This is a genomic window from Mycolicibacterium vinylchloridicum (genome assembly GCF_013404075.1).
Taxonomy (GTDB): domain Bacteria; phylum Actinomycetota; class Actinomycetes; order Mycobacteriales; family Mycobacteriaceae; genus Mycobacterium; species Mycobacterium vinylchloridicum.
Genome location: NZ_JACBJQ010000002.1, coordinates 38,180 through 64,157 on the forward strand (window position 1 = coordinate 38,180; position 25,978 = coordinate 64,157).

Consider the following 25,978-nt stretch of genomic DNA (forward strand, 5'->3'; position numbering starts at 1 on the left):
CTGCCTGAGCCTAGGACGGTCGACGGAATCGTTCGAGGCAATCCCGCTCGCTGAACGTCGCCAAAAACGTCGTGGCGGCGGCGTAACCCGTTGCGTACAGGGCGTCGATCTCGCGCTGGTTGATCTGGAAATCCAGCACCCCGACATTCCTCGAGTCCACCCGGATGGTCCGGCAGCTCACCCACGGCAGGTTCAGGTAGGCCTGATCGCGGCCGACCAGGATCGTGGTGATGACGTCCTCGAGCAGGCTGGGTCCGCCGAAATGCCGCAGCGGGGCCAGCGCGGGGATCACCTTGTCGTTGTTCGCGGGCAGGTCGGGTAACAGCGTCACGCCGAACGTCGGCCAGCGCGGCTTCCTGCCGTCGGCGCGATCCAGCGACTCGATCGGGTAGTTCGACAGCAATCCTCCGTCGACGAGCGTCGACTCACGGCCGGTCGCGCTGGTCAGCGTGACCGGCCGGAAGAAGAACGGAATCGACATCGATGCGCGCACCGCGTCGGCCACCGGCTGCTCGTCGGGATTCAGCCCGTAGAGCCTGCGGTAATCCCACGGCAGCCGGACCAATTGGCCGGTCGTCACATCGGCGGCGGTCACCACCAGCCGGTAGCGCTGCTCGGGGGGCAGTTCGTCGTCATCGAGCCGCAGATCCCCGAAGGTGCTGACCCCGAGATCGGCCAGCTGATCGGCGATGAAATCGTGGGCGTAGTCACCCTGGTAGATGCCGGTGCCCTGCAGGATCGCCCACGAGGGCCCGAGCAGCGGGAGGCGTTCGACCGGGCCGGGGTCCAAGAACTTGCGGTAGTCGATGCTGAGGGCGAGATCCCGAACCTCTGCCGGGGTCATCTGGTCGTTCTTGGCGGCCGCCGCGACGATCGAGCCGACGATCGAGCCTGCTGACGAACCGGCGACGCGGTAGGCCCGGTACCCGGCCTCCATCAGCTTGACCACGGCACCGGCCAAGCCGATGCCTTTCACTCCGCCGCCGGCAAGGACCAGGTCGACGGGCTTCGTCTTCGGCGTGGGCATCGCCCCATGCTAGGAGCCCCACCTGACGCAACCGTCGGGCGGAGAAGCCGAAGCTTCTCCGCCCGAGGTTGGGGGGTCTGCGGGGTCTATCCGGCGCGGTGCCACTGGTGATGGTGGTGCGCGATCGAGCCCGGCACCGGGAAGTTGTTCTGACCGGGGAAGGTCTGATGCTGGGTGGGCTGATGGAAGTTGGGTCCGCCGCTGAACGGGCTGGTCTCGGCGAGGGCGTCGGCGGCCGAACCGAAGGCGAAGAGTGCGGAGCCCGCGGCGAGTGCGCTACCGGCGGCCAGTCGCTTCATCCAGGTCATGGTGGTCATGGTGGTCATTTCCTCTTTGTCGTCTGTGACTTGTCTGTTCGGGCCTTCACGCTTCGCCAGTGGTTAAACGATCTCGCATCTGCGGGTCGATGTATGTCCGGCAGCCGGTGGATGACCGGGTGGAAATCGATGTCCCCCGATCGGTGGACACAGCTCAATTCCTGCCAACCGGCGATCATCTGCTGCCAGCGGAATTACCCGGCCCCCTGACGGCGTTGGGACATGTCAGCGGCACGGAAATCCATTCCGGCCGTTGAGGAAGAGGGAATTGGACATGAAGACGTACGCCATCACCACCGCTATCGCAGGCGCTATGACCGCCGCGGTTCTCGGCCTTGCCGCACCCGCGCAGGCCGACCTCGGTCACAACGACTGGGTGAACAACATTCACCCGACGGCGACAGCGCCGCAGGTAGACACCACCGTGCATGGAAGCCGCTGATCCCCAACGGACTCCATCGGAGGGGCACCCGATTCGGGTGCCCCTCTTGCATTTCGCGTTCAGGACAGAACGGTGTCGATTGCGCGGTAGATGCGCTGTTCGCTGACCGGCCTGGGAGTACCCAGTTGCTGAGCCCACAGGCTGACCCGGAATTCTTCGATCTGCCATGCGATATCGCGCACATCGGCTGCGGCGGCGCGGGTGGTCGACAGCGCGTGCAGCAGCTCGGCATAGGCATCCTCGACGGCGCGCACCCGCTGCATCCGTTCGCGGTCAGCCTGCGGGGCCTGCGCCAGCCGGTCGAGCCGACGGCTGATCGCGGTCAGGTACCGGGTCAGGTCCGCCAGACGCGTGGCACCGGTCACAGTGACGAACTGGCTGGGGACGAGATTTCGCAGCTGCTCGCGGATATCGGCGACCGCGTCGGCCTGCGCTGCCGACGGCCTGCCCGGCAGGGCCAACTCCACCTCCTGCAGGGCTTCCAGAACCTTCTGCACGCGGCCTACGATGTCGCGCGTGGTCGACGGCAGCGCCGCAGCCACCCGGTCCCGCAGCGCCGCGAATTCCGTTTTGGTCCACACCGGTTGCGCCGTCAGGAAGTCCACCGCCGCATCGGCGCAGTCGTCCAACAGCGCGGCCAGCGACCCGTCCGGGTTTGCCCCCAAGACCAAGCGCGTACGCGGATCCAGCGCCTTCTCCAGCGATTTCACCGGGGACGGCACCGCCAGCCTCAGCAGGCGTCTGATCCCGGCCTTCATCGTCGCATCACGTTCGGCGGTGGTGGCGAACACGCGCACATCCACTCCCGGTCCGGTGTCCACGAAAGCCGGGTAACCCCGGACGAGATGGCCGCTCACGGTGCGTTCTACGCTGTTCGGCAGCCGGTCCAGATCGTCGGGCCAGGCGCGAAGACCGCTGCGTTCCACGTCGCCGGCAACCGCGTCGGCCACCGCCTGCCGCGCCGAGCCGGCCAGTTGGCGCTGCAGCACTTCGAGGTCTTTGCCGCGAGCCACCTCGGTGCCGTCCGCCGCTTCGACGGCGAAAGTCACCCGCAGGTGGGCAGGCAGCTTGTCCAACGCGAACGCAGTGATCGGCACCAAAATACCGGTACGCCTGTGTAATTCGCGCTGCAGTGCTTCCAGGAGTGGCTCACGGCCCGCGGGGATATCAGCGAGCACCGCCCGGGCGGTATCAGGAGCGGGAACGAAGTTGCGCCGCAGGTCCTTCGGCAGCGACCGGATCAACGCGGTCACCAACTCCTCGCGCAATGCCGGTACCTGCCAGCCGAACTCGTCACCGCCGAGGCGGGCCAGCACCCCCACGGGAATGTGCACGGTCACCCCGTCGTCGGACGCACCGGGCTCGAATCGGTAGGTCAGCGGCAAGGACAGGTCCCCGGCCTGCCAGCTGTCCGGCCGCTCGGCACCCTCGTCGTCGACACGAAGCAGATCCTCGCGCGTGAACGTCAGCAACTCCGGCGTGCGGTGCCGCTGTTTCTTCCACCACCCGTCGAAGTGGCGCGCCGAAACCACCTGCGCCGGAATCCTGTTGTCGTACCACGCATAGATCTCATCGTCACCGACGAGCAGGTCGCGGCGGCGGGCCCGCTCCTCCAATTCCGCCAACTCGTCGCGCAGCCGCGCATTGTCGGCGAAGAAGTGGTGGCGCGTCTGCCACTCCCCCTGCACCAGCGCATGACGGATGAACAACTCCCGAGACACCACCGGGTCGACGGTGGCATACCCGACCCGCCGCCGCGGCACCAATGGCAGCCCGTAGAGCGTCACCCGCTCGAAAGCCATGACCGCGCCGCGCTTGGCATCCCAGTGCGGCTCACTGTAGCTGCGCGCCACCAGATGCCCGGCCACCCGCTCGACCATCTCGGGCTCCACGCGGGCCGCGATGCGCCCGTACAGCCTGCTGGTCTCCACCAGGTCGGCGACCACGATCCAGCGCGGCGGCCGTTTGGTCAGTACCGACCCCGGCGCGAGCACGAACTTGGAGTTGCGCGCACCGGTGTAGTCTCGCGAATCCCCTTCCCGCAGACCGACATGCGACAGCAGCCCGGCGACCAGAGCAGCGTGTACCCGGGCCGGATCGGCAGGTTCGGGGTCGTCGGATTCCCGGATTCCGATATCGCGGGCGATGCTGCGCAGCTGGCCCGTCAGGTCCTGCCATTCCCGGATGCGCAGGTAGTGCAGGAACTCCTCGCGGCACATACGCCGGAAAGCGCTGCCGGATCGGGCTTTCCGCTCCTCCCGGAGGTACTGCCATAGATTGAGGAACGACACGAAGTCCGAGTGCTCATCGGCGAACCTGGCGTGCTTCTGCCGGGCAGCTTCCTCCCGATCGACGGGGCGCTCGCGGGGGTCGGGAATCGACAACGCCGCAGCCAGGACCAGCACCTCGCGCACGCAACCCTCGGTGTCGGCCTGCACGATCATCCGGGCCAACCGTGGATCGACCGGCAACTGCGCCAGCCGGCGGCCGATGTCGGTGATCACGCCCGCGGAGTCGAAGGCACCCAATTCCTGCAGCAGCTGTATGCCGTCGCGGATGCTGCGCTGTTCGGGCGGATCGAGAAACGGGAAGCTTTCGATGTCACCGAGTTGCAGCGCCGCCATCTGCAGGATCACCGCAGCCAGGTTGGTGCGCAGGATTTCGGGGTCGGTGTAGCGCGGCCGCGCCGCGAAGTCCTCCTCGGAGTACAGCCGGATGCACACCCCGGGGGCGGTGCGTCCAGACCGGCCGGCCCGCTGTGCCGCCGAGGCCTGCGAGATGGGTTCGATCGGCAGTCGCTGCACCTTGGTCCGCCGGCTGTAGCGCGAGATCCTCGCGGTGCCGGGATCGACGACATACCGGATCCCCGGTACGGTCAGCGACGTCTCGGCAACGTTGGTGGCCAACACGATTCGCCGCGCGGTGCGCGAGGGCTGGAAGACTCGCTGCTGCTCGGCTGTCGGCAGCCGCGCATACAGCGGAAGCACTTCGGTGTTCTTCAGATCGCGCAGGGCTTCGGCCGTGTCCCTGATCTCGCGCTCTCCGGACAGGAACACCAGCACGTCGCCGGGCGGTTCGGCCTCCAGTTCGCGGACAGCATCGACGATCGCCTCGGTCTGATCGCGGATCTCGGTGCGGACGATCTCGTGGTCAGGGTCGTCGGGATCCTCCGCATCTTCTTCCACCACAGGTACTTCCAGCGGCCGGTACCGGATCTCCACCGGATACGTGCGCCCGGACACCTCGACGATGGGCGCGCCGCCGAAGTGTGCGGCGAACCGCTGCGGCTCGATCGTCGCAGAGGTGACGATCACCTTGAGGTCAGGCCGGCGAGGCAACAATTCGCGCAGACAACCGAGCAGGAAGTCGATGTTGAGGCTGCGCTCATGCGCCTCGTCGAGGATCAGCGTGTCGTAGCGCAGCAGCCGCCGGTCGCGCTGGATCTCGGCGAGCAGGATGCCGTCGGTCATCAGTTTGACCAGCGTGCGGTCGCTGGCCTGATCGGTGAAGCGCACCGTGTAGCCGATCGTGTCACCCAGCGGGCTGCCCAGTTCGTCGGCGATGCGCTGGGCCACCGTGCGTGCCGCCAGCCGGCGCGGCTGGGTGTGGCCGATGGTCCCCCGGATTCCGCGACCGAGTTCCAGACAGATCTTGGGCAACTGCGTGGTTTTGCCCGAGCCGGTCTCGCCGGCGATGACCACAACCTGGTTCTCGCTGATGGCCGCGGCGATCTCGGTTCGGCGATCGCTGACCGGGAGGTCGGGGTAGCTGATCGCCGGAACGGCCGCGGTGCGGGTGGCGATCAGCGCCTCGGCGGTGCCGAACTCCTCGGCGAGCTTGCCCAACGTGCCTGCCGCGACATCCCCGCGCAGCGACTTCAGCCGTCGCCCCAACCGGCTGGCATCGCGGATCGTCAGTGCGTCGAGGCGGGCGCGCAGCGCGCGCACCTGGGCGACGGACGGCTCGGACACTCGGGCCACAATAGGCCGCTGATCCGCTCAGCGGCCACACGCGTGCGTAGGCTCGACGGTGATGACCATTTGGATCGTCGTCGGCCTGCTGCTGGTGGGCCTCGGTACCGTGGCCAGCCAGCTGTTTCGGCTCAAGGACTGGCTCAACAAGCCTGCCCCACCCAACGAGCCCCCCACCGAGCATCCCGACGAACCCGACACGTGACCGACCTCCCCGCCGGGGTGCGGGCGATGGCCGGACGCGGACCGCAATGGGCGGCATGGATCGATTCGCTGCCCCGCATGACCCGTGACCTCTTCGCGCAGTGGCGGCTTCGACCCGACGGCCCGGCCACGCACGGTCACTGCTCGCTGGTGCTGCCGGTCCGCTCCTCGGACGGCACGCCCGCCGTGCTCAAGCTCAGCTTCCCCGACGACGAATCCGAGCACGAGCATCTGGCGTTGCGGCGCTGGGGTGGCGACGGCGCCGTCCGCCTGCTCAGCGCCGACCCGCACCACCGCGCGCTGCTGCTCGAACGGCTCGGTGACGCCGACCTGACCGGAGTCCCCGACCTCGAGGCATGCCGGATCGTCGCCGACTTGTACCGGCAGATCCACATCCCCGCCCTCCCGCAACTTCGACCGCTGACGTTCTACGTCGACCGCTGGATCACCGAACTGGCCGAGCTCCCGCGCAACGCCCCGATCCCGCACCGGCTCGTGGAACAGGCGCTGAGCCAGTACGCCGAGCTGAGAGCAGACCGAGACGCCACCGCGCGGGTCATCCACTGCGACCTGCATTACCAGAACGTGCTCACCGGCGAACGCCAGCCGTGGCTCGTCATCGACCCCAAACCGGTCAACGGCGACCCGCACTACGAGATCGCCCCGATGTTGTGGAACCGCATCGACGAGTTGGCCGGCGATCTCCGCGAGGGCGTCCGCCGACGGTTCTACACGCTGGTCGATGCCGCCGAGTTCGACGAGGACCGAGCGCGGGCCTGGGTGGTGGTGCGGATGGTGATCAATGCGATGTGGGCCATCGAGGACTCGGCGGGCTGGGGGTACCGCCCGGCCGAAGGCGAGGGGGAGAGCGAAGCGACTCGGGGATTCAGCACCGAAAGAGCAGAGCCCGGCTGGCTCACGACCTGCATCGCGGTCGCCAAAGCCGTTCAGGACTAACGACTATCGAGGAGGATCGCCTCGCCACATGAAACTGTTGACGTACTTGCCCATGTCCTTGGCGATATCGAGATTCGCCGGCGACGGCGGCCCCGGTCCGTCCTCGGGACCGAATTGGTGGAACGGCCCGACCGCGCCGGCCACGAGCGCGAGGTCGTTCTTCACCGCGACGACGATGATGACCCGCAAATGCTGCGAATCGGTCGCCGTCCCCTTCGGCCAGTCATCGGCGACCTCGCCGTAGCCGGGCTGGTACCCCAGAATCGCGTTGGGAAGTTCGTAGGACTTCACCGCATCGGGAAACATCTGCGCGAGCAGGTCGTCGGCCACCCGGCGGGCATCGCGGCCCTGCGCCGGCTGGCTGAACAACCGCAACGTCCCGCCGTCACCGATGTTCAAGTCTGCCCGCACTCCGTTGGGTTCCATGGTGACCTCGTAGGCGGTGCCCGGGGCCGGATAGGACACCGAGAACGATCCGTCGGATGCGAAGAAGCGGGGATTGGTCGACACCGGAAGCCCCGTCGGGGGGCGCCCGCAGTCCGGCGGGCAGTGGTATTTCGTTGGCGCCGCACTGATTCGGGTCGCCACAATGCTCAAGGCCATCATCGCGACCACCAACACGATGACGAAAAGCCCGATCGTCACAAAGTATCCGGGGCCGCGCTGCTCGCTGGCACGGTAACTTCCGGCCGGTAGCGCGTAGCCTGCGAACGAGCCGTCGTCTTCGCGCAGTTCTGCCGAATCTGTCATTGGTGCAACGACTTCAGTACGAGGATGGCTTTGCTCAGGTTGTCGACGTTGGGAGTGCCCAATCCGGTGATCATGTCGTAGCCCGGAACGACGGGCGTGACGGCATTGGCGCCGAGGTAGATGTCGCGGAAGGCGGGCACTTCGGACGCGGTGGCGATCTCGTAGAGCAGCGGATTGAAGTCGCCGAGCGCAGGCAGCTGGCGGGCGGTGAGGAACTGGTTGATCACCGCGGCGAGGCCCGCCCAGATCGGTGCGGCTTGCGAAGTGCCGCCGCCGACCTGGATCTGTCCGTTGTTGACGAACTTCACACCGGTGAACGGGTCGGCCACCGCTGCGATATCGGGGACGAGGCGTTTGTCGCGCGGGCCGGAATGCACTTCGGTTTCCTGCCACGACGGGCGGGCGAACAACACCGAGGCGCCGCCGCCGCTGCCCTGCGTCAGCGGGACGTCATACCAGCCTTGTTCGGCCAGCCATTGGCCCTGAGAGTCGGTGGACAACGTCGTCCCACCGACACCGGTCACCTCCGGCAACGAGGCCAGCACGTCGACGCCGTAATCGTCAGGGCTCGGCGGATCCGACCAGTCGTGTCCGCCTTTGCATTCCAGGCCGGCGAGGTCACCGCTGGCGACGAACGCCGTCGTGCCGTTGCGGTGGGCGCGGGCCAGAGCCGACCGCACCGGCGCCAGATCCGCCCTGGAGAGCAGGCGGTCGCAGCCGAAGCCGATCGAGAAGCTCCACACCGCACCCGGATAGCTGCGGTCCACGTCCTCCATCAGCTTGCCGAGTTTGACGTAGGCTCCATCCCCTTCGGCGGTGGGGCGGGCGTTGACCAGAACGATTCGTGCGAGCGGTGCGATCGCGTGGATCAACTGCACGTCCATGGTCGCCTCACCGTGCCGCTCGGCCGGCATCCCGCCCATCACGTCCAGACTGAACTTCGGCACCGTGAACCATTCGGAGAACTTGTCCAGGTCATGCTGGTCGACCCCGTCGAAGGCGAAGACGACGACGGTCTGTCCCTTGCCGTTGTATCCGGCAGCGCCCAACAAGTTCGCGTTGTAGGCGGAGAGCAGCTCGGTGGGCGCCAGCCCCCCGTCGGGGACGTCGAGCGGCAGGCTGGGCGGCGTGCCTTCGTGATACGGCGTGTAGCCGAGGATTCGCCCCATCCCGGCGACTTCGCCGCTGAGCTGCTGCGGGACCATCGGCTGCTGCGGGGAGGCGTAGAAGATCCGCCCGCTCGTACGGCGATAGTCATGTACCGCGATGTCGAATGCGCGGGCCATCGCCCGCGGTGCACCTTCCACGATCGCCCAGGGGTCGCCGTCACGCCACCGCACCGTCAGTCCGTTCGCGCTGGCCCACGTGTCCAAAGCCACCGGCTCGGCGGGCGTCTGCAGTTCGGCGGTCAGCTGGACGCGATCGGTGCGGGCGGGTCCGAGATCGACGGCCTGGGCGAGCAACCGCGCGAACGGACCCGCGATCAGGTCGTAGGGCAGCGGCGGTGTCGGACGGTCGGCGGCAAACACCGCCATGGCCACCACCATCGCAGCCACAGCCGGTGTCAGCGGGCGTCCCCGGCGACGCCGTTGCCACAAGCGTCTCAGCATCACGAGAACGATCCCATATCGACGCGGGAGTCACAGCGGAGGACGCGATGGCGCGTTCGGGCGCAATGGTGGCGATAACGCCCGCGGGCGCCTCCTCGATAAACGGACAGGAGGTGGACGATGAACAAACTCACTTCGCTGGTGGCCGGCGCGGCCACCGTCATCGGTATCGGCCTGGTCAGCGCGCCGACGGCGAGCGCGGGATGCCAGGGCTTGTGGACACCGTGGGGTGGGCGGTCAGCGCTGCGACGGGCCTATCGATCCCAATGGTTTCTTTCAACGCTGTGAGACCGGGGGTGCGTTCGGGTTCAACACCCCGCAGCAGTGCTACCAGGTCGATTCCAACAATCTCGGCGACAACCAGCCGTGGATAGCGCCCTGAGGCCTACAGCGGGATAGTCAGCTGGCTACGGATCAGCGGAGCGATCTTCTCCGCCATGTAGGCGTGGCCTGCGTCGGTGGGGTGCACCCCGTCGGGACCGATCAGGTCCGGGCGCCCGACGAACCATCCCTCGGCGATCGGGTCGATGAACACTGCGCCCACCGACTTGGCCTGCGCGCGCACGATGTCGCGCAGGGCGAACACCTCACGCGGCGGGTCGGCTGTCGGCCACGGCGGTCCGATCACCAGGAACTTGGCCCTGGGCGCCATCCGGCGCGCGGCCTGAAACGTGTCCCCCACGAGCATCGGGTACTGATGCAAGTCGACGGGCTGGTCGTTGCGGGATCCGAAGAACACCACGAGGGCGTCGTCGCGGTCGACGGCCCGGACGGTGAGGTCTTCGAACAGACTGCCGTGGTTGCCGCGGATCCCGTAGCCGGCGCCGCCTTCGGCGGCCACGTCGGCGTCGACCCTGGCGCCCTGGCCGGCTAATAACAGCCAGGCTCGCGAGGTCCAGGATTGCGGGCCCTGCCCACCCTCATCGGTGCCGGTCGTGTACGAGTCGCCGATCACCGCGATCCGGGTGAACTCCGAGCCGCGGGTGGTCAAGGCATAGCCGAAGGACGGCGTGGAGTAGCCGAGAATCCCGGCCAGCACCACGACGGCCGACAGACCCGCCGTGGTGACGCGCAGCAGACGTTCCCTGCGGGTCAATGACACCTCACTGAATTCGCGCCCGACCCAGGCAGACTACAGGCACGGAAGGTGTTGTCGCACACCGTGGCTGGGCCCGACTCTATCCGGCGCGCGCCGAAGACGGCGGCGGACGATGGTCGCGGGCTTGGTCGATTGAGGTCAGCTGGCCACCCTCCGCCCCCGGCGGCCCGGTGTGCTTGTCGTGTTTGACGTCGCGGAAATCGATCATTCTGCGCATCCAGCGGCGGGCGGGTTCCTCGACCGCGTGATACAACAGCATCGCAAAGGCGATCGCTGCGACGAGAAGGCCCACCACGACGATCTTCTGCACCGACTTCGGCAGGTCGAGTTGGTATTCCTGCACCGCCCAGTTCCACGCGGTGTGCACGATCTCATGGACCATGTAGAGACTGAACGAGATCTGCCCGCCGTAGACCAGCAGCCGGGTGGACAGCAACGCGGGCAGGCTGCCCACGCCGATTGCCAGCGTGACCACCAGCGGCATGAACAACAGATCGACCACACCGCCGGGGTCGACCATCCCGGCAACCGGGTTCGCGTCGTAGTAGTAGAGGATGCCGACGATCGCGGCAGTCAGCAGGATCGCTGCGATGCCGGAGAGGCGCTGGGCGCGCGGACCGAGCTGCAGGCGGCGTACGGCGGCGCAGGCCAGCGCGCCTGCCAGGAACTGCGCCACGATGCGCGGTAGCCAGCTCCACGGCGTGTAGAAGTGGCCGCTGGCCAGCAGCAGGACCGTCGGGGGCAGCGCGGCGGCGAACGCCAGCAGCAGCAGGGTGCGCGCGCGGGTCACCCGCGCCATCCGGAAGATCACCAGGATGACGCCGCCGAACAAGAGGTAGGCCAGCCATTCCGCGCTGATCGACCAGGCCGGCCCGTCCCAGCTGGTGCCGTCGAAGAACGGTTCGTACCACAGCTGCACCATGAACAGCTGGCGCACATAGCTGATGGCGGTGAGTTTCTCGACATCCGGAGACGGAACGGTGCCCACGTGCAGCGTGAAGATGATCCACGCGGCGGCGATGTGCATCGTGACCAGGTACACCGGCCAGACCCTGGACAGCCGCAGCCACAGGAAATGCAGGGTGGCCCGACCGTTCCAATGGGAGCCCATCCGGTCGAGATAGTTCCACGTCAGCACGAAGCCGCTGAGGATGAAAAACAGGTCGACACCCTGGGCCCCGGCGTTGAACAGCGGCGCGAGATCGTCTTTGAGGCGCGGGGAGGCTTCCCAGATCAGCGGCCGGAAATGAAACAGCACCACCCACATGGCGGCGACGATGCGAAGACCGGTCAGAGCTCTGATTTCTCCGGTACGCACGACACTCATTTCCGACTCAACCGTTACGTTTCGACGCCACCACGTCAGACGGGCCCGACCCCACGTCCCCCGGGATCTCGGCACCGGCGACGTTGGCAGCGTAGCAGCGCAGCGACCGCCGATCCTGATTAGAAATGCTGTGTGGTTGCTGGATTCGGTGATCAGGCGCGCGTTTGCCACAAGACCACGCTGGTTATCCGCAGTGGGTCAGTTCTCGGTTTCGACGAAGCCGCGAAGAAGGTTCCCATGATGATGTCGCTCTACCCGCACGCGGCGCAGCGCCTCTCCGGTCTTGATGCCGCGTTCTGGTGGGCCGACACGCAATCGTGCCCGATGCACATCGGCGCCCTCGGGATCTGCGATCCCTCCGGTGTTCCCGGCTTCGGCTTCGAGGCGGTCCGGGAGCTGATCGCTGCCCGGCTGCCCGAGCTGCCGATCCTTCGCCATCGCGTTGCCGGTGCCCGGCACGGCCTGGACCGGCCCTGGCTCGTCGAAGACACCGGGTTAGACCTCGGCTATCACATCAGACATGTCGCCCTGCCCAGCCCAGGCGGGAAGCGCGAGCTCGAAGCGCTGGTCGGACGATTGATGTCCTACTCGCTGGACCGCGACCGCCCCCTGTGGGAGATGTGGTTCATCGAGGGCTTGGAGGGTGGGCGCATCGCCTATCTGACGAAGATTCATCACGCCGTCGTCGACGGCGTCTCCGGTGCGGGGCTCAGCTCGATCCTGCTCGATGTCACCGCCGAACCACGGCCGCCTGCCCGGGTACCCGATACCGGTGCGCGGCTGCCCCGCCTCGAGCGCCGGGCCCTCGGCGCGCTGTTCAACATCACGGTGATGACCCCCTACCGGGTGATGCGTGTGCTGCAACAGACGGTGACTCAGCAGCTGGCCGCGCGATCGGTGGAGAACAAGCCGCCGAACTTCTTCGACGCGCCGGCCACCAGGTTCAACACTCAGCTGAGCATGCAGCGCCGCGTGGCGTCGACCAGCTTGTCCCTCGATCGTGTGGTCGCCGTCAAGAACGCCTTCGGCGTCAAGGTCAACGACGTTGTGCTGGCGATCATTTCGGCGGCCCTGCGGGATTACCTGCACACCCGTAACGAGCTTCCCGACCGGCCACTGGTGGCCCAGGTCCCGGTATCCACTCACTCCGAGGCCTCCACTGCCGGCAACCAGATGACGTCGACGACGGTTCGGCTGGCCACCGATATCGCCGACCCCGTCGAACGGCTCACCGCGATCTACCAAAGTTCACGGGGCGCCAAACAGATGGCCAAGACACTGTCCGATCATCAACTCGTCGGCCTGACGGAGACCACGCCGCCGGGGCTGCTGGGCCTGGCGGTGCGGGCCTACTCGGCGGCCAATCTCGGTGACCGGGTAGCGCCGATCAACCTGGTGGTCTCCAATGTGCCGGGGCCGGACTTTCCGCTGTACCTGGCGGGCGCACGGGTCGAGACACTGGTGCCGATGGGACCGTTGATGCTCGACGTCGGCTTGAACATCACTTGCCTGAGCTATTGCGGATCGCTCGACTTTGGGGTGTCGACGACCCCCGAAATCGGGCATGACATAGACGAATTCACCGATGGCCTGTTGCCCGCCCTCGAACAACTCGAGGAGGCGGCCGGACTGGTTCCGCTGTCCTGACACCGATCAGGTTGCGGCCCAACCACCGTCGACGCTGAGCACGGCGCCGTGAATGTTGGCGGCGTCGTCGCTGGCCAGGAACGTCACCGCGGCAGCCACCTCATCGGGGGTACTCATCCGCCGGGACGGCAGTCGGTTCAGAACCGGGGCAATGTGATCGGCGAACTCCGCCTGCCGCTCGGTGCCGATCGGCCCGGGAGCCACGGCATTGACTCGCACACCGCATGGGCCGTACTCATCGGCCCAGGACTTCGTCAACGAATGGACCGTGGCCTTGGTCGCGCTGTACAGCGCCGACCCGCTGGACCCGCGTAAACCGGCGATCGAGCCGATGTTGACGATCGCACCGTGGCCCAGGTCAGCCATCCGCGATCCGAGCACACCGGTCAGTAGGAACGGTGCGAACACGTTGACGGTGAACGCATCACGCAGCGTCTGATCGGTGATGTCCGCCGTCGGGGTAGGGAACAGCAGGGTGGCTGCGTTGTTCACCAGAATGTCGATCGAACCGTCCGCCGCTGCGGCCGCGGCGTCTGCGACCTGGCGGGCTGCATCGGCTCCGGCTCCCAGATCGGCGGCTACGAAGGCGGCGCGGCCTCCTGCGGCACGGATGTCGGCGACGACGGCATCGCCGCGGGTCGTGTCCCGTCCGCTGACGACGACGAAGGCTCCCTGCGCCGCCAATGCCGTGGCTATTGCCACTCCCAGGCCGCCTGTGGAACCGGTGACCAGCGCTCTGCGCCCGGCGAACCGGGTATCTTTTGGACTCATGAGTCCATATGCTTCGCCTGCAAAAATGGACCTGCAAGTCCAGAAATTGACGGCGAAGGGACGGGCTACCCGGCAGCGGATCATCGAGGGTGCCGCCGCCGAGATCCGTTCCCGTGGTGTGGCCCTGACCACGCTCGAAGATGTCATGAGTCGCACCAGCACGTCGAAAAGCCAGCTCTTCCACTATTTTCCGGCCGGTAAGGAGCAGCTCCTGCTGGCCGTCGCGGTGTTCGAATCGCAGATGGTGCTCGATGACCAGCAGCCCTTCCTCGGTGCGCTGACTTCGTGGGCGGCCTGGCAGCGCTGGCGTGACTCAGTGGTCGACCGTTATCGCCGGCAGGGCCAGAACTGCCCGATCGCGGTGCTGATGTCCGAGATCGGCCGTACCACCCCGGGCGCCGAGGCGGTCACCGCCGAGTTGATCGCCAGGTGGCGCGCAGCCATCGCGACGGGCATTCGAGCGATGCAGGCGCAGGGCAAGGTGCCTGACTCGGTGGATGCCGAGCGGGCAGCAGCGGCACTGTTGGCCGGGATTCAGGGCGGGGTCGGGATCATGCTGGCCACCGGCGATCTGACGTTTTTGGAAGCAGCGCTCGACGAAGGCATCGACGCGTTACGCGGTTAGGCCTAGCCGGCGTTCTGCGCCATCCCCCAGCAGGTGGTCGAGTGCCACAGATTGCAGGGGATGCCGTTCATCGTGGGGATCTGGCCCGGCTGGATGTTCGTCGTCACATTGTCCGGACCGATCGCCTGCGGGATCTGCCCACCGGACTGGCCCGCGACGCACACGCCGGGGAATCGGCTCTGGACCGTTCCGCTCGGGCAGTCGGCCGAGGCCGGGGCGGCGAAAACCAGCGAGCCCGAGGTCAGCACCACGGCAGACGCACCGATGAGAAGTCGCTTCACAGTCACCTGATTCCGCCTAGAGAAGTCCGCGGTCGCACTTACTTAACCACGTTATCGGCACCCCGGCCACAAGTGTTAGCGGTCATAAAGCGTCGGTGATCTCGTTCTTCAGCGCCTCGGCCTGGGTGCCGAACACGGCCTGGACACTGTTGCCGACTTCGATCACGCCCGCGGCGCCAAGGCTGCGCAGCCGCTCCTGGTCGACTTTGCCGGTGTCGACGACTTCCATCCGCAGGCGGGTGATGCAGGCGTCGACGCTGCGCAGGTTGTCCCGGCCGCCGAAGGCCGCGATGAGCTGTTCGGCCTTGCTGTCGACGGCCGTGACCGATTCGGCACCCTCACCGAGATTGGCCTGTTCCTCTGCCTCGAACTCCGCCTCCGGCTCGCGCCCGGGGGTACGCATGTTCCACTTCGTGATCGCAAAGCGGAACAGCAGGTAGTACACCGCGAAGAAGACCACGCCCATCACGATCAGCAACGGGATGTTCTTGGCTGCCGGCGCGGTGCCGTACAGCAGCAGATCGATCAGGCCCGCCGAGAACGAGAACCCGAGATGAATGTCCAACAGATAGGCGATCGCCAGCGACAGTCCGGTCAGAACGGCGTGCACGATGTAGAGCGGGAACGCCACGAACATGAAGGCGAACTCCAGCGGCTCGGTCACGCCGGTGAGGAACGCGGTGAGCGCGGCGGCCGACAGGATGCCGAACGCGACCGTGCGTTGTTTCTTGTTCGCGACGTGGATCATCGCCAGCGCTGCGCCCGGCAGGCCGAACATCAGGATCGGGTAGAAGCCCGACGTGAGCAGACCGGCGCTCGGGTCGCCCGCGGCGAACCGGCTCAGTTCACCGGTGGCGATGTGGCCGTCACCGGTCGGGTAGCTGCCGTAGATGAACCACACGTAGGAGTTCAGGATGTGATGCAGGCCCAGGGGTATCAGCATGCGGTTGGCAAAACCATAGACGAATGCGCCGAGCGCACCGGCACCGCCGATGAAGTGACCGAGCCCGGTGAGCCCCGCGTCGAAGATCGGGTAGAAGTAACTCATCGCGAAGCTCACGACCAAGCTCGCCAGCGACACGACGATCGGCACGAAGCGCCGACCGCCGAAGAAGCCTAAATACGGCGGCAATTGGATGGTGTGATAGCGGTCGAACAGCCACGCGGTGAGCAGGCCGACGACGATGCCGCCGAACACGCTGTAATTGATCTGCGCCTGTTCACCCGCCTTGTCGAGCTGACCGGCGAGCACGAACGGCGACATCGTCTTGAACACCGCCTGCATCACCAGGTATCCGACGACGGCCGACAGCGCGGTCGAGCCATCGGCCTTGCGGGCGAATCCGATCGCGACGCCGACGGCGAACAACAGAGCCAGGTTGGTGAACAGCGCCCCGCCCGCGGCACTCATCGCCTGGAAGAACGGTCCGATCACCGGCGCCTTGATCCGGCCCAACAGGTCGTCTTGACCCAGTCGCAACAGGATGCCCGCCGCCGGGAGGACGGCGATCGGCAGCATCAAACTCTTGCCGAGCCGTTGCAGCTGCGCGAAGCCCGGTATCCGCAGTCCCGACTTTTGCTGTGTGCCTGAGTTTTTGGTGTTGTCGCTCATGACCGGCCAGCCTCCCGTTGTCGCAGCACAGCCGAAGCTTAGACAAGCGGGCGCACCTGGGACGTTGTTTCCACCACGGCTGGGCGGGCCAACTCTCTATTCTCTGGAGACTATGAGCACTACAGCAGTTCACGCGCCGGTATCCGGCCGCGCCGTCGCCCTCGCCGATGTGCCCGATCCGGTTTTCTCTCAGGGCATGGTGGGCTATGGCGCCGCGGTCGACCCGCCGCGCGAAGTGATCGACGCCGTGGCACCGGTCAGCGGGCGGATCATCAAGTTGATGCCGCACGCCTACATCGTCATGACGAGTGAGAACGTCGGCGTTCTGGTCCATCTCGGGCTCGACACCGTGGCACTGAAAGGTGCCGGCTTCAGCGCCCTTGTCGCCGAGGGCGACACCGTGACGGCCGGCCAGCCGGTGATCACCTATGACGTGCCGTCGGTCGTGGCCGCGGGACTGAACCCCATCGTTCCGGTGGTGGTCATGGACGAGCGAGAGCCGGGGAATGTGACGGTCGGCGACGCCGTCGCCACAAGCGCTGGAATTACTTCGGGCTCAGCACTTTTCACCGCGAGCAAATAAGTCCCCCATGGAAGTCATTATTCTCGAGGACGCCCGGCAGATCGGCGCCATCGCGGCCGATGCGGTCGAGGCGCTCCTGACCCGCAAGCCGACGGCGGTGCTCGGGCTGGCCACCGGTTCGTCGCCGCTGTCGATCTATGACGAACTTGCCGCGCGGTACGAGGCGGGCCGACTCTCGTTTCGTGAGAGCCGCGGCTTCACCCTCGACGAATACGTCGGGTTGCCCGCCGACCATCCTGAGCGGTACCGCAACGTGATTGACACGGTGTTCGTCTCGCGCGTCGACTTCGCCCCGGGCGCGGTGGCCGGTCCGGACGGCCTCGCCACCGACATTCCGGCAGCCTGTGCGAGCTACGAGCAGGCGATCGACGCGGCGGGCGGGGTCGACTTGCAGATCCTGGGGATCGGCACAGACGGCCACATCGGCTTCAACGAGCCAGGATCGTCGCTGGCGTCGCGCACCCGGATCAAAACGCTGACGCGCCAGACCCGTATCGACAACGCCCGCTTCTTCGACGATGACGTCGACCGCGTGCCGACGCACTGCCTGACCCAGGGGCTGGGCACCATCATGGCGGCCCGGCACGTGATCCTGGTGGCCACCGGCCGCACCAAAGCCGAAGCGGTGCACCAGCTTGTGGAGGGACCGGTCAGCGCCATGTGGCCGGCCACCATCCTGCAGCACCACCGTCATGTCACGGTCCTCCTCGACGGTGGCGCGGCCCGCCGCCTGCAGCTGGCCGACTACTACCGCGAGACCTACTCATCCAAACCGCAGTGGCAGGGCATCTGAGTGCTGCTCACCGCCCAGAGGTTGCTGACCGGCCGAGAGTTGTTGCGGCCGGGCTGGATCGAGGTGTCCGGCACGAAGGTGCTGGCGCTCGGGACCGGAGCACCGCCTCGGGCCGCGGACCGAGCGCTGGACACGGTTGTGCCCGGGTTCGTCGACACCCACGTGCATGGTGGTGGCGGTTCGGATTTCTCGGCTGCGACCCGAGCCGACACCGTGGCGGCAGTCGATCTGCATCGCAGGCACGGGACCACCACGCTGGTCGCCTCACTGGTGTCGGCCGGGGCTGCCGACCTGATCCACCAGGTGGAAGTATTGGCCGGCCATGTGCGCGACGGGCTGATCGCCGGTGTCCATCTGGAAGGGCCTTGGCTGTCCGTCCGGCGCTGTGGGGCACACGACCCCGTCCTGCTGCGTGATCCGGATCCCGGTGAGCTCGGCGAGGTGCTGACTGCCGGTGACGGGACGATCCGGATGGTCACCCTGGCACCGGAGCGGCGCGGTGGCATTGCCGCGATCGAGCGGATCGTCTCGGCCGGCGTGGTGGCCGCGGTCGGCCACACGGAGGCCACGTACGAACAGACCCGAGCGGCCATCGCCGCCGGGGCGACGGTGGGGACTCATCTGTTCAATGCGATGCGCCCGATCCACCACCGCGAGCCCGGGCCGGTGATCGCACTGATGGAAGACCCCCGGGTGACGGTGGAGATGATTGCCGACGGGGTGCACGTGGACGGCGCTCTGTACCGGCACGTGAGCCGGGCCGTCGGGCCCGATCGGCTGTCATTGATCACCGATGCGATGGCAGCGACCGGCGCGAGTGACGGGCGCTATCAGATCGGCCGAATGGACGTCGAGGTCGCCGGCGGGGTCGCGAACCTGGCCGGCACCGCGACGATCGCGGGCAGCACCGCGACGATGGACCGTGTGCTCCGGTTCGCCGTGGCCCACAGCGGGCTGCCCCCGGATGAGGGGCTGGCGGTCGCGGTGCTCCAGTCGTCGATGAATCCGGCTCGCGCCCTTGGCCTTCCATCCCCCGAGCTGACCGCAGGCGGATGCGCCGACCTCGTCGCGCTCGATGCCGACCTGATGGTGACCGACGTCCTGCACAACGGTGCGTGGGTCCCCCGCTGAGTCGGGGAACGTGTGTTCGAGAATTCTGTCGGACCCTCGGTGCATGGTGTCGGTACGCAACGAAAGGGGCCACGCCATGTGCTGGATATGCGACCATCCGGACCGCACCATCGCCGACTACCTCGACGAGGTGCGCGGAAAGATCCAGCGGCGTGGCTGGACCGTGCAATACGTCGAGTCCCCACAACTGCCGTTCGCGTACACGATTGGATTGACCGACTACGGCGTTCCCGAGCTGCTGATCACCAACGTCTCACCGCAACGTGCCCTTCGGGTGCTCAACGGGTCGGCCGAACATCTGCTCCGGGGCGTGCAGCTCACCGCCGGGCAACAGTTCACTCTCTGCGGCTGTCCGATGCTGGAGGTCGTCGAGGTCGAGCATCCCGACGCGCACATGGGGTTCGCGGTCGCCTTGTACGGCCCCATTCGTGCGTTGCAACTGGTATGGGCGGACGGCCGCGGTCGCTGGCCATGGGCCGCCGACTTCTGCGACCGCGAGAGTCGCCAACCGGTGTTGGGGGTGCGCGCTCGGGCCGCCTGATCACAAAGCCATTACGGCAGGTGTGCCAGACCAGGACGAAAGCGGTTGCGCTGCTACCTTGCTGGCGTGATGACCTCGGTGCGAGCTGCGGTCCGCTGGATGCAGCGGCTCGCGGTTGTCACGACGGTGGGGCTGCTGATTCCCGGGGCGGCGGGCCTTGCCGGCCAGACGGCACCGGCCGGCGGCTACTCGCGCGCGGGCCTGCCGGTCGAGGCCCTCGACGTGCCGTCACCGTCGATGGGCCGCAATATCCGTATCCAGTTCCAGGGCGGCGGCGCGCACGCGGTGTACCTGCTGGACGGCCTGCGCGCCCGCGACGACGAGAACGGCTGGGACATCAACACCGCGGCCTTCGAGTGGTACTACCAATCCGGGCTGTCGCTGGTGATGCCCGTCGGCGGCCAATCGAGCTTCTACAGCGACTGGTACCAGCCCGCGGCTGGCTCCAACGGGACGCTCACCTTCAAATGGGAGACCTTTCTGACGCAGGAGCTGCCGGCGTGGCTGGCGCTCAACAAGGCGATCACTCCGATCAACAACGCGGTCGTCGGCCTGTCGATGTCGGGCAGTGCCGCTCTGACGCTGGCCATTTGGCATCCTCAGCAATTCATCTTCGCCGCTTCGCTTTCCGGGTTCCTCAACCCGTCACTGGGCCTGTGGCCGACACTGATCGGCCTGGCCATGAAGGACGGCGGTGGGTATCGGTCCACCGACATGTGGGGCCCGAGGAACGATCCGGCCTGGCAACGCAACGACCCGATGGTCAACGTCGGACGACTCGTGGCCAACGGCACCGCGGTGTGGATCTACTGCGGCACCGGCGCACCGTCCGAGTTGGACAACACCGACGACCCCACCTTCGGCGGGCTGTTCACCGCGGGTTACCTCGAGAACATCACCCTGGACACCAACAAGGAATTCCAGCGCAAGTATCTGGCCGCCGGCGGGCGCAATGCGGTGTTCAATTTCCCGCCAAGCGGAACCCATAGCTGGGGCTACTGGGGCGCACAGCTGCAAGCGATGAAGGGTGACCTGCAGCGGGTGCTGGGCGCAACGCCGACCGCTTAGCCCGCACTCAGTCCGGGTGCCCCACCACGTTGAGCACGTTGCCGCCCGGATCGCGCACGAAGAACCGCCGCACTCCCCACGACTCCGTCGTCAGCGGGTGAACGATCTCGTAGCCACGCGCACAAGCTTGTTCGTAGGCCTCGTCGACATCCTGGGTCAGCACCGAGACGACCGGCACCTCGGGCGCGGTCTCGTCTCTGGTGAGCAGCTGCACATTGGCGCCCGTCTCGGGAGAGGTGTAACGGGCCACCCAGCCGAGGTTGAACTCTTCGTCTGTGAGCCCCAGGTAATCGGTGTAGAAGCTCTTGGCCGCCTCGAGGTCGGTGACCACCAGGTCGGCGATGATCCGGTTGATACGCATGCATGGCACACTGCCACTGACAGGAGGCGGACGCATGGCGCATCCCATGACAATTGTTCTGGTGGACAGCAGAACCGCGGCCACGCTGGCGCAGGTGATGCCGCTCCTTCTGCTCACCCTCGCGGTGGAATTGCGCCGCACACAACGACATCGAGGCTTGAGTCGCTGGCGGATCGGTGCATTCCTGGCGGTGTTCGGGTTGGTCGAGGTCGTCCTGGTGCTGTCGATCGACGGCGCGTTCTACCCGTTCAAATGGTTCGACATCATCTCCGCGGTGATCATCTTGTGGTTGTTGTCGTTGATCTTCCGGTTGTCGCTGTCGGATCCGTCGAATGAGAACGACGACTAATCTTTTTCGTCATCTTCCGGCAGGAAGCGCTCAGGATGATGGAAGTCGTTGGTGCCACCGCGCAGCGGCACGTCGGGTGGTGGGCTCCAGTGGGTTTGACCATTGGGCAGTTGGTGGGTTTCCCAGCCGTGGTTCTCGATCAGCAGGTTGTCGCATTTGCAAGCCAGGGTGAGGTGGTCGATGTCGGTGGTGCCGCCGTCTTTCCAGTCTTGTGTGGCGTGGTGGACCTGGCTGTTGTAGCCGTTGACCGTGCAACCCGGTGCGGTGCAGCCCCGATATTTGGCCAGCAGCATGATCCGCTGATCAGCCGACGCCAGCCGCTTGGACCGGCCCAGCCACAGTGATCGCCCGGTGACACCGTCGAACACCGCCAGATACTTGTTCGCCGGAGCGTTCATCCGGATCAGATCCGAGATCGGGATCAACGTCCCACCCGCGGTCACCGCGTGGCCGGCACCCTTCTGGAGGTCTTGCAGGGTGGTGGTGACAATCATCGTGACCGGAAGGCCGTTGTGCTGGCCGAGTTTCGGATCCCCCAGACGGTCACGCACCAGCTGGGAGAGGGCATCGTGTTGGCGTTGGCTGTGGCTACGGAGGTCGTCGGGCTCGGGGGCGGCGAGTTTGGCGAACACGGCATCCAGCTCGGCGCGCAATTGCGGGGTGGCCACCACCTTCCCCACACTCATCCCGTCCGGGCGCTGCCCGCCGGTCCACAAGAAGCCGCGCTTGCGGGCCCGGTCTTCCTCGGAGAACTTCCCGTCGGGGTTGAGGTGCGTCGCGAGTCGATCGGCGATCTTTTCCAACTGATCGGGCCGCATGCTCTGGGCGTGCTGGGCCAGGGTGCGTTCGGCCTTCTCCGCCTCGACCGGCCCGACGTGATCGGGCAGCTCCCGGAAGAACTTCTGAATCACCCGCACATGCTCAGCGTCGAGAAGGCCGGCATTCCAGGCCTTCCCCGTCTCGGGCAGCAACGGTGCCAGCGGCTCGCCGGTCAACGTGGTCCGTGGCGAGAGTTGTTCGGCATCGCGGATGCGGCGCTTGGCGGCGGTGCGGCTGATCCGCAACACATCGGCCAGCACGAACGAGATCGGCGGGCAGCCCTCATAGCGCTCGAGATGGGTGATCTGCTCATGGGAGACCGCGACCTGGCGGCGCACCGCGCTTTCCAGCCGCTCGAGGGCGGCGAAGCGTTCCGGGGCGGGCAGCTCCTCGATATCCGCGGCAGCCACGAGTTCGACCGCGGCGTCGAGCGCATCTAACGCCACATTGATCGAACCCATGTTCGAAACACTACTTCCCGCCGCCGACAGAAAAATCGGCGCAGAGCCAGCCTGGGGATGAACCCGAGACTGGGGATAACGTGTTCGCCTGGAACGGAACTCGACCGAACTGGGCGGCCCTAATCCCCGAAGCTGATGACCTCACCGCGGTTGATCGATACCCAGTCGCGCGCTTCCAGGTACGGGCGGAACGTCTCGCCGATCGCCTGTTCGTCGGCTGAGGTCTTGGGCCGCTGAAGCTCGTACAGATGCGGAAACTCAGTCCACGCCACGACGGCGTCCCACAGCCGCACCGCTGCGTCCCCGGTCGGCGGGTCGATGAGCACCGGCCCGAAAAGGCATTGCCCGTCAGGAAAGAACAGCGTCGGTACGCCGTAGCCGTCGGCCGCCACCACGCGTTGGTGGTCGGCGAGTACCTCGTCACCAGTGCTGGGGTCGGCGATCGCCTGGTCGACCAGAGCCGGGTCGAAGCCGAGCTCGGCGAGGAGATGTCGGGCCACCGCGGGGTCGTGCGGCTTGTGCCCGTCGACGTGGAGGGCCTGGCCCGCGCATTGGTACCAGGCTTCCACGTCGGCCATCGACTGGCGCCGCAACAGGGCCCCGATCCGCATCATCGACCAGCCGTAGGACCATTCCCGCTCCCACGGGTGCTTCTTACCTTCCTGGCGGTTGATCTCCTCGAGGCTGAAGAACCGCCAGTTCACCACCAGCCCGGTGCGGTCGCGCACCTCTCGGATCCAGCGCGATGTCTGGTAGGCGTACGGGCACATGATGTCGAAGTGGAAATCGACGGACTCGAGCTTGGTCACATCGTGAACCTCAGGTTGCGGGCGGCGCGCTCACCGAGCTCGGCGTCCCCGGACCAGCTGACCGCACCGGAGTCGATCTGGGCCTGCGGATCGATGCGTCCGCAGGCGAGCATGATGAACGTGGTGGAATCCGTGGTCAGTGTGGCCGTCGGATTGTCAAGGTGGTCAACCTTTTTGGCACGGCCATTGACGACGACGTCGATCTCGCGAACCAGCGGGCCGGTCAGCTGGAAGGCGATGCTGCTGCCGTCAGGAACGCCGATCTTCTTACCCGCGATGTAGCCGATCGAGCTTTCCACCTCTGCCAGCGCCAGCTCCGCGGTCAGCCCGCCGTCGTCGGTCTCCTGACCCAGCGGAATCGTGACGTCGCGAACGTGGACCCAGAAATCGAAGACCCGGATCTCCAGGAACCGCCCGTAGGTGCCGGGGCCGACGGGCATCCACGACGGACGGTCCAGGTCGGCCGCGGTCAGCGCGCTCAGATCGCGGCGCCGGTCGGCGAAGACGGCGTGCACCTTTCGCGTCAGAACCGCCGGATCGTCAGTGCCGGCCAGGAATTCAGCCGCCCGCTCGAACGGCGGCGGCGTCTTGTCGTCCTGTGGCAGCCACCCGGCCATGACCGCTTCGATGCTGGTGACGTGCTGGACCACTCCGCGCATGTCCCAGTCCGGGCACAGCGACTGCGCCTTCCAGTCGGTGTCGCTCAGGTCGGCGCACAGTCCCTCGATCGCGGTGTAGCAGGCCTCCAGGGCGGCGCGGATTTCGTCCAGACTCCTCATGGTTCCGATCCAACTACGTGCGGCGGGCAGCCGGGGCCTGATCGGGAGTTATTCAGCCCGCGGCGGTCGGACAACCACTCCCGGCCCCAGATTTTGAGAACGGTAATCTCAACTCATGGAGCAGCTGCGGATAGACGCAAACGGCCTGGGTTTCACCGCCTTCGCATGGGGTGATCGCGATGCGCCGCTTGCATTGCTGGTGCATGGTTATCCCGATACCGCGCACACCTGGCGCCATCTCGGACCGAAGCTGGCCGCCATGGGCTACCGCGCTGTAGCGCCTTTCACGCGCGGGTATGCACCGACGGACTTCGCGCCGAACGACTCCTACCTCGTCGCCGACCAGGCCGCCGACATCCTTGCACTGCACACCGCACTCGGCGGCAGTGACGATTCCATCCTCATCGGTCACGACTGGGGCGCGGTGGCGACATGGGCGGTCACCGACCGCGCGCCCGACCGCTTCCGTAGCTATGTCTGCCTGGCGGTTCCGCCGACGGCGGCGTTGGTCAAACTCTTCACAAAGTTGAGCACTCTCCCGATCGGCCTCCGCCAGTCGCGCATGAGCTGGTACTTCCTCTACAACCAGCTACCCGGTTCTGAGCGCGGGCTGGGGCGCGTGATCCCGAAGCTCTGGCGCGACTGGTCACCGGGCTACGACGCCAGCGAAGACATCGCGCACGTCTTCCGCGCCCTGCCGGATCCGGCTCGGCGGCGCGCTGCGTTGCGTTACTACCGCGACAATCTCCGGCGCGGCCTGATTGACACCTTCACGATCGCCCCGAAAGCACCGGCCCTGTATCTGCACGGCGACGACGACGGCTGCATGCAAGCCGCGATCGCCGATGCCTACCCGGCGACGCTGCCCGCCGGCTCGCGCTACGAACGCATTGCCGGCGTTGGCCACTTCATGCACCTCGAGGACCCGGCGCGTGTCAATGCGCTGATCACGGACTGGGTCGGCCCACCGCAATAACGACGCGAACGAGTTCAGGTGCTAACCCGCGGCGTCGGGTAGTAGCGGCGGGCAATTGCCTGCGGTGTCGGTGGCCAGCTCGAAATGCCAGACCTCGTTGGCATAGATCCGGCACAGCCCGAACCGCGCACCGTTGGCCATCAGCCACTGGTCAGCACCCACACCGCCGACGTCCACCGCCTCGCCGATGACATGTTTGGACGCCTCGGGGGTCTGCACAAATTGGCGCGCGGCGGCGAAGCTGCCGTACTGCGCGATGGCGCTGTCGAGCAGACGCTGCTGGAACTCCGGCGAGCGCCATCCCGAGGTGATCGTCATCGTGATGCCGTCGGCCGACGCCGCGGTGGCGGCCTGCTGGATCGCGGTCAGCAGCTGCGGATCAAGGCGTCCGACAGCGGGGTTCTGCACGTCGAACGGCGTGAGGTTCTGACCGTCGGCAAGCGAACCGTCACCGGCGGCGACGGCCGGCGGATCGACGCTGACGGTGTTGTCGGCCAACGAGATTCGCGGCTCCCGGACCGGCAGACCGGCCGCGCCCGATGCAATCGCCGCTGTCGTGGCCACGCCCAGGATTCCGGCCGTGACGACGCTGAATTCCAATCGCATGATCTCCCCATCATCGCAGACCCAATCCGTTGTCCTGGTCGTCGCAGTACGACAGACTGCAG

General features: G+C 66.7%; 29 protein-coding genes. 14 read left to right on the plus strand and 15 right to left on the minus strand.

Features of this window, described 5'->3' with window-relative positions; all coding sequences use genetic code 11:
- Window positions 1-10: 10 nt before the first annotated feature.
- Together HPC46_RS02085 and HPC46_RS02090 are read right to left on the minus strand one after the other, a co-directional pair.
- A complete protein-coding gene (locus tag HPC46_RS02085) occupies window positions 11-1,027 on the minus strand; it encodes a patatin-like phospholipase family protein (protein ID WP_179466560.1) in 1,017 nt (338 codons plus the stop codon).
- 86 nt (window positions 1,028-1,113) lie between these two features.
- Complete coding sequence (locus tag HPC46_RS02090) at window positions 1,114-1,344, minus strand: hypothetical protein (protein WP_179466561.1); 231 nt, start codon at window positions 1,342-1,344, stop codon at window positions 1,114-1,116.
- Between the two features lie 274 nt (window positions 1,345-1,618).
- Here HPC46_RS02090 and HPC46_RS02095 point away from each other — a divergent pair, with 274 nt between their 5' ends.
- Window positions 1,619-1,786, plus strand: coding sequence for a hypothetical protein (locus HPC46_RS02095; RefSeq protein WP_179466562.1), 168 nt, complete (start codon window positions 1,619-1,621; stop codon window positions 1,784-1,786).
- A 59-nt stretch (window positions 1,787-1,845) separates the two neighbouring features.
- Here the strand turns inward: HPC46_RS02095 and hrpA are convergent, their stop codons facing one another.
- Window positions 1,846-5,757 (minus strand): ATP-dependent RNA helicase HrpA, encoded by a 3,912-nt coding sequence (gene hrpA / locus HPC46_RS02100; RefSeq protein WP_179466563.1) that lies wholly within the window; start codon window positions 5,755-5,757, stop codon window positions 1,846-1,848.
- A gap of 61 nt (window positions 5,758-5,818) precedes the next feature.
- Between hrpA and HPC46_RS02105 the strand changes: the two genes are divergently transcribed.
- Window positions 5,819-5,962: a hypothetical protein gene (locus HPC46_RS02105; protein ID WP_179466564.1), complete on the plus strand. Its 144-nt coding sequence runs from the start codon at window positions 5,819-5,821 to the stop codon at window positions 5,960-5,962.
- On the plus strand, window positions 5,959-6,918 hold the full coding sequence (locus HPC46_RS02110) for an aminoglycoside phosphotransferase family protein (protein ID WP_179466565.1): 960 nt from the start codon (window positions 5,959-5,961) through the stop codon (window positions 6,916-6,918). The genes HPC46_RS02105 and HPC46_RS02110 overlap by 4 nt, the downstream gene beginning before the upstream one ends.
- Before the next feature lie 3 nt (window positions 6,919-6,921).
- On the opposite strand, the gene HPC46_RS02115 is transcribed toward HPC46_RS02110, so the two are convergent.
- Complete coding sequence (locus HPC46_RS02115; RefSeq protein WP_179466566.1) at window positions 6,922-7,668, minus strand: hypothetical protein; 747 nt, start codon at window positions 7,666-7,668, stop codon at window positions 6,922-6,924.
- The gene (locus tag HPC46_RS02120; protein ID WP_179466567.1) at window positions 7,665-9,278 is read right to left on the minus strand and encodes a S53 family peptidase; all 1,614 of its coding nucleotides are present in this window, start codon (window positions 9,276-9,278) and stop codon (window positions 7,665-7,667) included. The genes HPC46_RS02115 and HPC46_RS02120 overlap by 4 nt, the downstream gene beginning before the upstream one ends.
- 120 nt (window positions 9,279-9,398) lie before the next feature.
- Here HPC46_RS02120 and HPC46_RS34790 point away from each other — a divergent pair, with 120 nt between their 5' ends.
- Both HPC46_RS34790 and HPC46_RS36040 read left to right on the plus strand, forming a co-directional pair.
- Complete coding sequence (locus tag HPC46_RS34790) at window positions 9,399-9,566, plus strand: hypothetical protein (RefSeq protein WP_233716163.1); 168 nt, start codon at window positions 9,399-9,401, stop codon at window positions 9,564-9,566.
- Complete coding sequence (locus tag HPC46_RS36040; protein WP_456320160.1) at window positions 9,508-9,660, plus strand: CDGP domain-containing protein; 153 nt, start codon at window positions 9,508-9,510, stop codon at window positions 9,658-9,660. Before HPC46_RS34790 ends, HPC46_RS36040 begins: the two co-directional genes overlap by 59 nt.
- Window positions 9,661-9,663: 3 nt before the next feature.
- On the opposite strand, the gene HPC46_RS02130 is transcribed toward HPC46_RS36040, so the two are convergent.
- Window positions 9,664-10,332 (minus strand): Rv0518 family GDSL lipase, encoded by a 669-nt coding sequence (locus HPC46_RS02130; protein WP_407665462.1) that lies wholly within the window; start codon window positions 10,330-10,332, stop codon window positions 9,664-9,666.
- Window positions 10,333-10,456: 124 nt separating this feature from the next.
- Window positions 10,457-11,704, minus strand: a complete 1,248-nt coding sequence (locus tag HPC46_RS02135; protein WP_179466569.1) for an acyltransferase family protein — start codon at window positions 11,702-11,704, stop codon at window positions 10,457-10,459.
- A 243-nt stretch (window positions 11,705-11,947) separates the two neighbouring features.
- Between HPC46_RS02135 and HPC46_RS02140 the strand changes: the two genes are divergently transcribed.
- On the plus strand, window positions 11,948-13,351 hold the full coding sequence (locus tag HPC46_RS02140; protein WP_179466861.1) for a WS/DGAT/MGAT family O-acyltransferase: 1,404 nt from the start codon (window positions 11,948-11,950) through the stop codon (window positions 13,349-13,351).
- 6 nt (window positions 13,352-13,357) lie between these two features.
- Here HPC46_RS02140 and HPC46_RS02145 read toward each other — a convergent pair whose 3' ends face one another.
- Window positions 13,358-14,122: an SDR family NAD(P)-dependent oxidoreductase gene (locus tag HPC46_RS02145; protein ID WP_179466570.1), complete on the minus strand. Its 765-nt coding sequence runs from the start codon at window positions 14,120-14,122 to the stop codon at window positions 13,358-13,360.
- Between the two features lie 25 nt (window positions 14,123-14,147).
- Between HPC46_RS02145 and HPC46_RS02150 the strand changes: the two genes are divergently transcribed.
- Window positions 14,148-14,747 carry a TetR/AcrR family transcriptional regulator gene (locus HPC46_RS02150; RefSeq protein WP_179466571.1) on the plus strand — a complete coding sequence of 200 codons (600 nt, stop codon included), beginning with the start codon at window positions 14,148-14,150 and terminating at the stop codon, window positions 14,745-14,747.
- Between the two features lie 2 nt (window positions 14,748-14,749).
- On the opposite strand, the gene HPC46_RS02155 is transcribed toward HPC46_RS02150, so the two are convergent.
- Window positions 14,750-15,034 (minus strand): hypothetical protein, encoded by a 285-nt coding sequence (locus tag HPC46_RS02155; protein ID WP_179466572.1) that lies wholly within the window; start codon window positions 15,032-15,034, stop codon window positions 14,750-14,752.
- 76 nt (window positions 15,035-15,110) lie between these two features.
- A complete protein-coding gene (locus tag HPC46_RS02160; protein ID WP_179466573.1) occupies window positions 15,111-16,640 on the minus strand; it encodes a PTS transporter subunit EIIC in 1,530 nt (509 codons plus the stop codon).
- A gap of 112 nt (window positions 16,641-16,752) precedes the next feature.
- On the opposite strand from HPC46_RS02160, the gene HPC46_RS02165 reads away from it, so the two are divergent.
- The 5 genes from HPC46_RS02165 to HPC46_RS02185 all read left to right on the plus strand — a co-directional run bounded on the left by HPC46_RS02165 (window position 16,753) and on the right by HPC46_RS02185 (window position 20,756).
- Entirely contained in the window at window positions 16,753-17,223 is a 471-nt protein-coding gene (locus HPC46_RS02165; RefSeq protein WP_179466574.1) for a PTS sugar transporter subunit IIA, read from the plus strand.
- 7 nt (window positions 17,224-17,230) lie between these two features.
- Window positions 17,231-18,016 carry a glucosamine-6-phosphate deaminase gene (gene nagB, locus HPC46_RS02170; RefSeq protein ID WP_179466575.1) on the plus strand — a complete coding sequence of 262 codons (786 nt, stop codon included), beginning with the start codon at window positions 17,231-17,233 and terminating at the stop codon, window positions 18,014-18,016.
- Entirely contained in the window at window positions 18,017-19,147 is a 1,131-nt protein-coding gene (gene nagA / locus HPC46_RS02175) for an N-acetylglucosamine-6-phosphate deacetylase (RefSeq protein WP_179466576.1), read from the plus strand. It begins immediately after the preceding gene.
- Between the two features lie 43 nt (window positions 19,148-19,190).
- Window positions 19,191-19,688, plus strand: a complete 498-nt coding sequence (locus tag HPC46_RS02180) for a DUF4262 domain-containing protein (protein WP_233716164.1) — start codon at window positions 19,191-19,193, stop codon at window positions 19,686-19,688.
- A gap of 69 nt (window positions 19,689-19,757) precedes the next feature.
- On the plus strand, window positions 19,758-20,756 hold the full coding sequence (locus tag HPC46_RS02185) for an esterase family protein (protein ID WP_179466577.1): 999 nt from the start codon (window positions 19,758-19,760) through the stop codon (window positions 20,754-20,756).
- Between the two features lie 7 nt (window positions 20,757-20,763).
- On the opposite strand, the gene HPC46_RS02190 is transcribed toward HPC46_RS02185, so the two are convergent.
- Entirely contained in the window at window positions 20,764-21,117 is a 354-nt protein-coding gene (locus tag HPC46_RS02190) for a VOC family protein (protein ID WP_179466578.1), read from the minus strand.
- A 46-nt stretch (window positions 21,118-21,163) separates the two neighbouring features.
- Between HPC46_RS02190 and HPC46_RS02195 the strand changes: the two genes are divergently transcribed.
- Complete coding sequence (locus HPC46_RS02195) at window positions 21,164-21,466, plus strand: hypothetical protein (RefSeq protein WP_233716165.1); 303 nt, start codon at window positions 21,164-21,166, stop codon at window positions 21,464-21,466.
- Here HPC46_RS02195 and HPC46_RS02200 read toward each other — a convergent pair.
- The 3 genes from HPC46_RS02200 to HPC46_RS02210 all read right to left on the minus strand — a co-directional run bounded on the left by HPC46_RS02200 (window position 21,463) and on the right by HPC46_RS02210 (window position 24,334).
- Window positions 21,463-22,746, minus strand: a complete 1,284-nt coding sequence (locus HPC46_RS02200; RefSeq protein WP_179466580.1) for an HNH endonuclease signature motif containing protein — start codon at window positions 22,744-22,746, stop codon at window positions 21,463-21,465. The two genes, HPC46_RS02195 and HPC46_RS02200, sit on opposite strands and share 4 nt — an antisense overlap.
- Window positions 22,747-22,865: 119 nt before the next feature.
- Window positions 22,866-23,555 carry a mycothiol-dependent nitroreductase Rv2466c family protein gene (locus HPC46_RS02205; RefSeq protein WP_179466581.1) on the minus strand — a complete coding sequence of 230 codons (690 nt, stop codon included), beginning with the start codon at window positions 23,553-23,555 and terminating at the stop codon, window positions 22,866-22,868.
- Window positions 23,552-24,334, minus strand: coding sequence for a maleylpyruvate isomerase N-terminal domain-containing protein (locus tag HPC46_RS02210; protein ID WP_179466582.1), 783 nt, complete (start codon window positions 24,332-24,334; stop codon window positions 23,552-23,554). Before HPC46_RS02210 ends, HPC46_RS02205 begins: the two co-directional genes overlap by 4 nt.
- 115 nt (window positions 24,335-24,449) lie before the next feature.
- Between HPC46_RS02210 and HPC46_RS02215 the strand changes: the two genes are divergently transcribed.
- On the plus strand, window positions 24,450-25,310 hold the full coding sequence (locus HPC46_RS02215; protein WP_179466583.1) for an alpha/beta fold hydrolase: 861 nt from the start codon (window positions 24,450-24,452) through the stop codon (window positions 25,308-25,310).
- Window positions 25,311-25,331: 21 nt separating this feature from the next.
- Here HPC46_RS02215 and HPC46_RS02220 read toward each other — a convergent pair whose 3' ends face one another.
- Window positions 25,332-25,916: a M15 family metallopeptidase gene (locus tag HPC46_RS02220; protein WP_179466584.1), complete on the minus strand. Its 585-nt coding sequence runs from the start codon at window positions 25,914-25,916 to the stop codon at window positions 25,332-25,334.
- Between the last annotated feature and the right edge of the window lie 62 nt (window positions 25,917-25,978).

What these genes read in the sequence shown, in the direction of transcription:
- HPC46_RS02085 (WP_179466560.1), bottom strand. Translation starts at nt 1,027, where the DNA reads ATGCCCACGCCGAAGACGAAGCCCGTCGACCTGGTCCTTGCCGGCGGC.
- HPC46_RS02090 (WP_179466561.1), bottom strand. Translation starts at nt 1,344, where the DNA reads ATGACCACCATGACCTGGATGAAGCGACTGGCCGCCGGTAGCGCACTC.
- HPC46_RS02095 (WP_179466562.1), top strand. Translation starts at nt 1,619, where the DNA reads ATGAAGACGTACGCCATCACCACCGCTATCGCAGGCGCTATGACCGCC.
- HPC46_RS02105 (WP_179466564.1), top strand. Translation starts at nt 5,819, where the DNA reads ATGACCATTTGGATCGTCGTCGGCCTGCTGCTGGTGGGCCTCGGTACC.
- HPC46_RS02115 (WP_179466566.1), bottom strand. Translation starts at nt 7,668, where the DNA reads ATGACAGATTCGGCAGAACTGCGCGAAGACGACGGCTCGTTCGCAGGC.
- HPC46_RS02120 (WP_179466567.1), bottom strand. Translation starts at nt 9,278, where the DNA reads ATGCTGAGACGCTTGTGGCAACGGCGTCGCCGGGGACGCCCGCTGACA.
- HPC46_RS34790 (WP_233716163.1), top strand. Translation starts at nt 9,399, where the DNA reads ATGAACAAACTCACTTCGCTGGTGGCCGGCGCGGCCACCGTCATCGGT.
- HPC46_RS02135 (WP_179466569.1), bottom strand. Translation starts at nt 11,704, where the DNA reads ATGAGTGTCGTGCGTACCGGAGAAATCAGAGCTCTGACCGGTCTTCGC.
- HPC46_RS02140 (WP_179466861.1), top strand. Translation starts at nt 11,948, where the DNA reads ATGTCGCTCTACCCGCACGCGGCGCAGCGCCTCTCCGGTCTTGATGCC.
- HPC46_RS02145 (WP_179466570.1), bottom strand. Translation starts at nt 14,122, where the DNA reads ATGAGTCCAAAAGATACCCGGTTCGCCGGGCGCAGAGCGCTGGTCACC.
- HPC46_RS02150 (WP_179466571.1), top strand. Translation starts at nt 14,148, where the DNA reads ATGGACCTGCAAGTCCAGAAATTGACGGCGAAGGGACGGGCTACCCGG.
- HPC46_RS02160 (WP_179466573.1), bottom strand. Translation starts at nt 16,640, where the DNA reads ATGAGCGACAACACCAAAAACTCAGGCACACAGCAAAAGTCGGGACTG.
- HPC46_RS02165 (WP_179466574.1), top strand. Translation starts at nt 16,753, where the DNA reads ATGAGCACTACAGCAGTTCACGCGCCGGTATCCGGCCGCGCCGTCGCC.
- nagB (WP_179466575.1), top strand. Translation starts at nt 17,231, where the DNA reads ATGGAAGTCATTATTCTCGAGGACGCCCGGCAGATCGGCGCCATCGCG.
- HPC46_RS02180 (WP_233716164.1), top strand. Translation starts at nt 19,191, where the DNA reads ATGGTGTCGGTACGCAACGAAAGGGGCCACGCCATGTGCTGGATATGC.
- HPC46_RS02185 (WP_179466577.1), top strand. Translation starts at nt 19,758, where the DNA reads ATGACCTCGGTGCGAGCTGCGGTCCGCTGGATGCAGCGGCTCGCGGTT.
- HPC46_RS02190 (WP_179466578.1), bottom strand. Translation starts at nt 21,117, where the DNA reads ATGCGTATCAACCGGATCATCGCCGACCTGGTGGTCACCGACCTCGAG.
- HPC46_RS02195 (WP_233716165.1), top strand. Translation starts at nt 21,164, where the DNA reads ATGACAATTGTTCTGGTGGACAGCAGAACCGCGGCCACGCTGGCGCAG.
- HPC46_RS02200 (WP_179466580.1), bottom strand. Translation starts at nt 22,746, where the DNA reads ATGGGTTCGATCAATGTGGCGTTAGATGCGCTCGACGCCGCGGTCGAA.
- HPC46_RS02210 (WP_179466582.1), bottom strand. Translation starts at nt 24,334, where the DNA reads ATGAGGAGTCTGGACGAAATCCGCGCCGCCCTGGAGGCCTGCTACACC.
- HPC46_RS02215 (WP_179466583.1), top strand. Translation starts at nt 24,450, where the DNA reads ATGGAGCAGCTGCGGATAGACGCAAACGGCCTGGGTTTCACCGCCTTC.
- HPC46_RS02220 (WP_179466584.1), bottom strand. Translation starts at nt 25,916, where the DNA reads ATGCGATTGGAATTCAGCGTCGTCACGGCCGGAATCCTGGGCGTGGCC.